Origin of the sequence: Pseudomonas sp. CCNWLW23 (genome assembly GCF_037095675.1) — a bacterium.
Classification (GTDB): Bacteria; Pseudomonadota; Gammaproteobacteria; order Pseudomonadales; family Pseudomonadaceae; genus Aquipseudomonas; species Aquipseudomonas atacamensis.
The window spans coordinates 36,867-43,050 of record NZ_JBAWKM010000030.1 but is presented as its reverse complement, the minus strand read 5'-3'; the positions used below and the strand labels follow the sequence as shown (position 1 = coordinate 43,050).

The window sequence follows — 6,184 nt, the reverse complement described above, 5'->3', positions numbered from 1 at the left end:
CTTCTCCCCTCCTCTTTAAAACCGCGAAACACTCCGCATCGCATCCACCAGATAGCGCATGGCGATCCGGTCGCTTTCCGATAGCTCTCGATAACGTTCCACCAGTTTCAATTCCTCGGAATTGAGACGGCGTCTTCTGCGCCCGCCGCCCAAGCAAGGAAAGATGCCCAACATTTCGGTGATGCCCTGTATTTTTGCCATGGACGATGTCCTTCTCTATTGAGTCAAGAAACTGCTGAACCTCACATCGCCCTGCCTCTTCGAGCAGCGTCGTGTGCCCCGCCGGCACGAAGGCTTGTATCCGGTCTTGCTCATAGAATAGGAATTAAATCGGCGTTGAAAAGTGGTTTTTAGAGTAATTAATCGAAAAAAGCAGATATGCCCTCTAAATCAGAGGGCCCTGTCAGAAAAATTACAGACATGTCTTGTTTCATTGCCAGATGGCGCAACGCAAACAAGCCTTTTTGCCCGACAATCGAACCGATTAAGCTAGCGGGCATCTGTTTATAGTCCGTTGCGTTTGGCCGAAGGCATGACCGAACCGTAATTTCCGATCCGACAGGTGCCAGGAACGGCGCTGGATTGCACACGACAGGTTGTATTTATGCACCGCAGGAATTTGCTCAAAGCGTCCATGGCCATTGCGGCCTATACCGGTCTTTCCGCGTCGGGTCTGTTGGCTGCTCGCGCCTGGGCGGCCAATGGTGGCGCCGCCGATGGCGAGGCCCAGGCTTTCGATTTCGAAGCGTTGAAGCGTCAGGCCAAGCAGCTCGCCGGCAATGCCTATCAGGATACGAAACAGGTGTTGCCGCCAACCCTGGCGACCATGACTCCGCAGAATTTCAACGCGATCCGCTACGACGGCGAGCATTCCTTGTGGAAGGAAAACAAAGGTCAGTTGGACGTGCAGTTCTTCCACGTCGGCATGGGTTTCCGTCAGCCGGTGCGCATGTACAGCGTTGATCCGAAGACGCGCATGGCGCGCGAGGTGCATTTCCGCCCGGCGCTGTTCAATTACGAGAACACTTCGGTCGACACCCAGCAGCTCAAGGGCGATCTGGGTTTTGCCGGCTTCAAACTGTTCAAGGCGCCGGAGCTGGATCGGCATGATGTGGTGTCGTTTCTCGGCGCCAGCTATTTCCGTGCGGTCGATGCTACTGGCCAATATGGCCTCTCCGCGCGCGGCCTGGCCATTGATACCTACGCGAAGAAGCGCGAAGAGTTTCCCGACTTCACCAAGTTCTGGTTCGAGACGCCTGACAAGAACGCCACGCGTTTTGTGGTCTACGCCCTGCTCGACTCGCCGAGCGCCACTGGCGCGTATCGCTTCGACATCGATTGCCAGGCCGAGCGCGTGGTCATGGAAATCGACGCGCACATCAATGCCCGTACCACCATCGAACAACTCGGCGTGGCGCCAATGACGAGCATGTTCAGCTGCGGCACCCACGAACGGCGCATGTGCGACACCATTCATCCGCAAATCCACGACTCCGATCGCTTGGCCATGTGGCGCGGCAATGGCGAGTGGATCTGCCGTCCGTTGAACAATCCGGCAAAGCTGCAATTCAACGCATTTGCCGACAAGGACCCGAAAGGTTTCGGCCTGGTGCAGACCGACCACGAATTCGCCAACTATCAGGACACCGTCGACTGGTACAGCAAGCGCCCGAGCCTGTGGGTAGAACCGACAACCGCATGGGGCGAAGGCTCGATCGATCTGCTGGAAATTCCTACGACCGGCGAGACGCTGGATAACATCGTCGCCTTCTGGACGCCGAAGAAACCCGTGGCTGCCGGTGATTCGCTGAACTACGGGTACAAGCTGTACTGGAGCGCCCTGCCACCGGTCGGCACGCCACTGGCGCGGGTGCACGCGACGCGTTCGGGCATGGGCGGCTTCACCGAAGGTTGGGCGCCGGGTGAACACTACCCGCCAGTCTGGGCGCGGCGCTTCGCCGTGGACTTCACCGGTGGCGGCCTCGAGCGCCTGCCACAGGGCACCGGGATCGAGCCGGTGATTACCTGTTCCAACGGCAAGGTGCAGGACTTCAGCGTGCTGGTGCTGGATGACATCAAGGGTTATCGGATCCTGTTCGACTGGTATCCGACCAATGACAGTGTCGAGCCGGTGGAACTGCGCCTGTTCATTCGCACCAATGACCGCACGCTGAGCGAGACCTGGCTGTACCAGTATTTCCCGCCGGCGCCGGACAAGCGTAAATACCCTTGAGGTTCTAAGGCGGCGGTTCTGGCGTCATTCGCGAGCAGGCTCGCTCCCACAGGGGTCCGCATTCCTACTGTGGGAGCGAGCCTGCTCGCGAAGAGGCCCGCCTGACAACGCAAACTTGTGCCGAATAGAAAAGCCCCGACCATCACTGGTTCGGGGCTTTTGCTTTCCAGCCTTCAATCAATCACGCAAATCCGACTCATGAATGGGCTGATCCCGATGGGTCGCGCGCTGATACTGCGCCGGCCACACTGCTTTGCGTCCGCCCAGATCATCGTCGGCGTGCAGCGGCCAGTACGGATCGCGCAGCAGCTCTCGGGCGAGGAAAATGATATCAGCCTGACAGGTACGCAGAATGTGCTCGGCCTGGGCCGGCTCGGTAATCATTCCGACAGTACCGGTGGCGATGCCTGACTCTTTGCGTACCCGCTCGGCAAAGCGCGTCTGATAACCCGGCCCGACCGGAATTTCCGCGTTTGCAGCTGTCCCTCCTGAAGACACGTCAATGAGATCGGCGCCCAGCGTGTGAAGGCGACGCGCCAGTTCCACGGTCTCATCCGGGTTCCAGCCGTCTTCGACCCAATCAGTCGCCGAGACGCGGACAAACACCGGCAATTCCTCCGGCCAAACCGCCCTCACCGCTTCAGTGACTTGCAGCACCAGACGGATACGATTCTCGAACGAACCACCGTACTGATCGCGGCGTTGATTGCTCAGCGGCGAGAGAAACTGATGCAGCAGATAGCCATGCGCGGCATGCACCTCGACCACGCTGAACCCCGCCGTCAGCGCGCGCTTGGCCGCGTCGACAAAGGCCTGGATCACTTCGGCGATCTGCCCCTCATCCAGCTGCTTCGGTTGAGTGTGTTGCGGATCGAAAGCAATCGGGGATGGCCCGACCGGGGTCCAGCCGCCATCCTCGGGTTTGACGCTGCCATGCTTGCCGATCCACGGCCGATGGGTGCTGGCCTTGCGCCCGGCGTGGGCCAGCTGAATGCCGGCGACCGCGCCCTGGGCGGTGATGAAGCGGGTGATGCGTTGCAGCGGTGCGATCTGTTCGTCGTTCCACAGGCCGAGGTCTTCGGCGGTGATGCGCCCGTCGGCCGTAACCGCCGTGGCTTCGGTGAAAACCAGACCGGCACCGCCCACCGCGCGGCTGCCCAGGTGCACCAGGTGCCAGTCGTTGGCCAGGCCATCGACGCTGGAGTACTGGCACATCGGCGACACGGCGATGCGGTTGGGCAGGGTCAGTTGGCGCAGGGTAAAGGGTTCAAGCAGCAGACTCATGGGGCACCTCTCGAATCAGTGGGCAGGCTCCAGGGTTCTGTTTGAAAAGTCGACGAGTGACAGAAAAAGGGTACAGCGCCCGCCCCCGCGGGCAAGAATTCGACAAGACGTCACAAGGCCAATCAAGCAGTGCTTAGAGCCTAGTCGACAACGGGGGATCTTGGAGGGTTCCAGAAAAGATCGCAGCCTTCGGCAGCTCCAACAGAGGAATGCGAACCCCTGTAGGAGCTGCCGAAGGCTGCGATCTTTTGATCTTCAGCGCGGTTCGATATGAGCAATCATCAACTGCACAGTCTCGTTGCCACGAAACTCGTTGACGTCGAGCTTGTAAGCCAGTTCAACCCATTGAATCGTCGGGTTCGGCCACACATCGCGATCAATGCCAAACGCGATGCCATCGAGCTTCACCGAACCGCATTCGCTTTTCAGCACCACTTTCAAATGCCGTTCGCCAACCACGCGCTGCTCGACCAGTTGAAACACACCGTGAAACAGCGGCTCCGGAAAGTGCTGACCCCATGGCCCGGCGTGGCGCAAGGCGCGGGCCAGTTCGAGGTGGAACTCTTCGACGGCCAGCGTGCCGTCCGACAACATTCGCCCAGTGAGGTCTTCTTCGCGAAGTTGCCTACGTACTTCAGCGTCGAATGCCTCGGCGAACAGCGGAAAATTCTCCTGCGGCAAGGTCAGACCAGCGGCCATCGCGTGGCCACCGTACTTGGCGATCAGGTTCGGATGCTGCGCCGCGACCACGCTCAGCGCATCGCGAATATGGAAGCCCTGCACCGAGCGACCGGAGCCCTTGAGCAGACCATCACCGGCATCGGCGAAGGCAATGGTCGGGCGGAAATAGCGCTCTTTCATCCGCGAGGCGAGGATGCCGATCACGCCCTGATGCCACTCCGGATCGAACAGGCACAGACCGAACGGCATCGACTCGACCGGCAGATCCTTGAGCTGCGCCAGCGCTTCACGCTGCATGCCCTGCTCGATGGATTTGCGATCCTGGTTCATACCGTCCAGTTGCGCAGCCATCTCCCGCGCCAGATTGGCGTCGGCAGTGAGCAGGCATTCGATGCCCAGGCTCATGTCGTCCAGACGCCCGGCGGCGTTCAGGCGCGGGCCGACGATGAAACCCAGGTCGGTGGAAGTGATCCGCGCAGCCTCTCGCTTGGCGACTTCGAGAATCGCCTTGATCCCCGGCCGCGCCCGGCCGGCACGAATCCGCTCCAGCCCTTGATGCACGAGAATGCGGTTGTTGGCATCCAGCGGCACCACGTCGGCGACGCTGCCCAGCGCCACCAGATCGAGCAGTTCGCCGATGTTCGGTTGTGGTTTGCTCTCGTACCAGCCGAGGCTGCGCAGACGCGCGCGCAACGCCATGAGTACGTAAAAGATCACTCCGACGCCGGCCAGCGCTTTGCTCGGAAACTCGCAGCCCGGCTGGTTCGGATTGACCAGCGCATCGGCCTGCGGCAGTTCATCGCCGGGCAAGTGGTGGTCGGTGATCAACACCTTCAGTCCGGCGCGCTTGGCCGCCGCGACGCCTTCGACGCTGGAGATGCCGTTATCGACGGTGATCAATAGTTGCGGTTCACGGGTCAGCGCGACTTCGACGATTTCCGGCGTCAGGCCATAGCCGTATTCGAAACGGTTCGGCACCAGATAATCGACATGCGCAGCGCCCAGCAGGCGCAGGCCGAGCACACCGACAGTGCTGGCGGTGGCGCCGTCCGCGTCGAAGTCGCCGACGATCAAAATGCGCTGGCGTTGCTCCAATGCCGTCACCAGCAGGGCAACCGCCGCCTCAATGCCTTTGAGCTGCTGGAACGGGATCAAGCGCGCCAGACTTTTGTCCAGCTCCGCTTCCGATTGCACGCCCCGCGCCGCGTACAGGCGGGTCAGCAGTGGCGGCAGATCACCAAGAAAAGGCAGCGTGGCAGGCAGTTGACGAGGTTCGATACGCATGGGGCGAAGGAGGCTTCTCTTTGATTCGTGGGAAATATCAGCGGTGTCGCGACCTCAGCCGCGCTCACCTTGCAGCCATTGCAACTGGACTTCGTGCTGACCGCGGTCGTCGGTGACGAAGATCGTGCCTTCGCTGATCATCACGTCCCACTTGATGACGCGCGGCATGTCCTTGGCCAGGGTCTCCAGCACTTCCTGCGGGACGGCGGCGATGTTGACGTTTTTCAGGTTCTTGATCGCCGGGATCACCTTGGTTTCCCAGACACGCAGGCTGCCGTAGGCCAGCAGGCTGGTGCGTTCGGTGCGGCGCGAGCACCAGGTCAGGCGATCGGCATCCGGCTGGCCGACTTCGATCCAGTGCAGGACACGGTCGTCCAGGCTCTTTTCCCACAAGGCCGGTTCATCCACGTCTGACAGACCACGGCCGAACGACAGCTGCTCGTTGTACCAGAGCGCGTAGGCCAGCAGCCGCACAGTCATGCGTTCTTCGGTCTCCGAAGGATGACGGGCGATGGTCTGCTTGACGCTTTCGTAGACGCTGCGGTCGAGGTCGGTGAGGTTCAGTTCGAATTTGTAGGTAGTGGACGGCTGGGCCATGAACGGGCTTCTTGATACGAGGAAAGTCGGCAAGTCTAACCGATGCCACAGGCAATCATCGAATTGATGGCGATCCAGCTGCGGCGTCTGACAGCCGGCTATGTT

The 6,184-nt window shown here is 60.6% G+C and carries 5 protein-coding genes; 1 reads left to right on the top strand and 4 read right to left on the bottom strand.

Going from position 1 to position 6,184, the window contains the following annotated elements:
• Positions 1 to 15: 15 nt before the first annotated feature.
• Entirely contained in the window at positions 16 to 201 is a 186-nt protein-coding gene (locus tag V8J63_RS25995) for a hypothetical protein (RefSeq protein WP_016771524.1), read from the bottom strand.
• 403 nt (positions 202 to 604) lie between these two features.
• On the opposite strand from V8J63_RS25995, the gene V8J63_RS25990 reads away from it, so the two are divergent.
• Positions 605 to 2,233 carry a glucan biosynthesis protein D gene (locus V8J63_RS25990; protein WP_110646996.1) on the top strand — a complete coding sequence of 543 codons (1,629 nt, stop codon included), beginning with the start codon at positions 605 to 607 and terminating at the stop codon, positions 2,231 to 2,233.
• A 177-nt stretch (positions 2,234 to 2,410) separates the two neighbouring features.
• Here V8J63_RS25990 and V8J63_RS25985 read toward each other — a convergent pair whose 3' ends face one another.
• From V8J63_RS25985 to V8J63_RS25975, 3 genes are all read right to left on the bottom strand, one after another.
• Positions 2,411 to 3,517, bottom strand: coding sequence for an NADH:flavin oxidoreductase/NADH oxidase (locus V8J63_RS25985; protein ID WP_041478189.1), 1,107 nt, complete (start codon positions 3,515 to 3,517; stop codon positions 2,411 to 2,413).
• Positions 3,518 to 3,772: 255 nt separating this feature from the next.
• Positions 3,773 to 5,482 (bottom strand): single-stranded-DNA-specific exonuclease RecJ, encoded by a 1,710-nt coding sequence (gene recJ / locus V8J63_RS25980; RefSeq protein ID WP_336464848.1) that lies wholly within the window; start codon positions 5,480 to 5,482, stop codon positions 3,773 to 3,775.
• A gap of 54 nt (positions 5,483 to 5,536) precedes the next feature.
• Positions 5,537 to 6,079, bottom strand: coding sequence for a YaeQ family protein (locus V8J63_RS25975; RefSeq protein WP_007908961.1), 543 nt, complete (start codon positions 6,077 to 6,079; stop codon positions 5,537 to 5,539).
• Positions 6,080 to 6,184 lie beyond the last annotated feature (105 nt).